This is a genomic window from Vibrio rubrogenes, assembly GCF_059641415.1.
This window is the reverse complement of the sequence record NZ_JCARSY010000097.1, coordinates 1-1,223: the sequence shown is the minus strand read 5'-3', so window position 1 is coordinate 1,223 and position 1,223 is coordinate 1. Positions and strand designations below refer to the sequence as shown.

1 protein-coding gene is annotated in these 1,223 nt (G+C 50.4%); it reads left to right on the top strand.

Translation table 11 applies throughout. From position 1 onward, the window contains the following. On the top strand, positions 1 to 1,223 hold a 1,223-nt coding region (locus tag AC55NX_RS20685; protein ID WP_496997446.1), incomplete at both ends, for a hypothetical protein.

Here is a 1,223-nt window from a genome sequence, read left to right as displayed (position 1 = left end):
TTGAACAGCAGTTGAACAGCTTTCCTGATTTGCTGACCGAATATCGGCAAATGACCAAGAAGTGGTATTTCCAGAGTGCGGATACCGTGAGCGAGTGGCAAGATTTACCCTCCCTGTTTTCGATGGATAAACAGCTCAAAGTCAGTGGTGCCAGTACCACAGTGGGGAAAGATGATGCGAACTATGCCACCAAGGTGAGTTGTCCGCTCAGCGGTAATCTCGAAATCCAAAGTGTGTTTCAGTCGATTTACCATGTGCCGTTAGGCGGCATTGATGCGATTATCAAAGCCGAAGACGGCAGTGAAACCCGGACGGTAACCCTTGATGCCGAGGGGAAAGCAACAGTGACCGGTCTGACGCCGGGCAAATACTATGAAGTGGTGATCAATAACAAACCGACCCCGGCAGAGATGGACAGCCTGTTTGCACATTACGATGAGCTGAGCGGTGATTTAGTGAGCTGGCTGGACGGCAAGTGGCAGGCATTCAAGCCCGAATGGGACAGTTATTTTACCAATAGTGCAGCGCAGTCGGTTTTATCGGTGATCCGCCATTTTGCCGATGGGATCTGGCAAGCCTTAAAAGCGCTGTGGGATGGGATTGGTGAAATTTATGACATGCTCAAAGATCCCCAAAAAGCGCTGAAGGATATGGTTGATGGTGCTGCTGACCTGATTGATGCGATTAAAAATGCAGCCAGCAATACCCCGGATATGCTGGAAAAAGCCTTGTTGTTTGCCTCTGATGAAGCGGCATTATATTTGTTTGTCCGGGCGATGATGGCGTATATCTCGATGGTGCCGCTGACCGGGATGCTGAATAAACTGGCTGAAATGGGTGGCAATGCGCTGGCCGGTGTCCTGCTCGGGCTATTGGGTGGTGTCATCGTGACCTTTATTGCGACACCGGCGACAGGGGTTGCTTATGCGACTTACCGGGCTGTTAAAACCGCAGGGGTGGCGATTAAAAAAGTGATTCAACCGCTGCTGGATGTGATTGGAGAAATCTTTGCTTTTGCCAAGAAACTGATTTTGAAAGCCAGTGATAAATTCAAGCGGATCGCGATGAACCGCGGCGGAAAGGGGGCTTATCACAACGGCACACTTGAATTTGAAGCCAATAACCGACCGAATACCAAGCTCCATGGCGATCATGATACACTGCCGGATGACAGCCGTGCAGCGACGAATGAATCAGGGCGCTCGACACAAGACAGTGAAGCC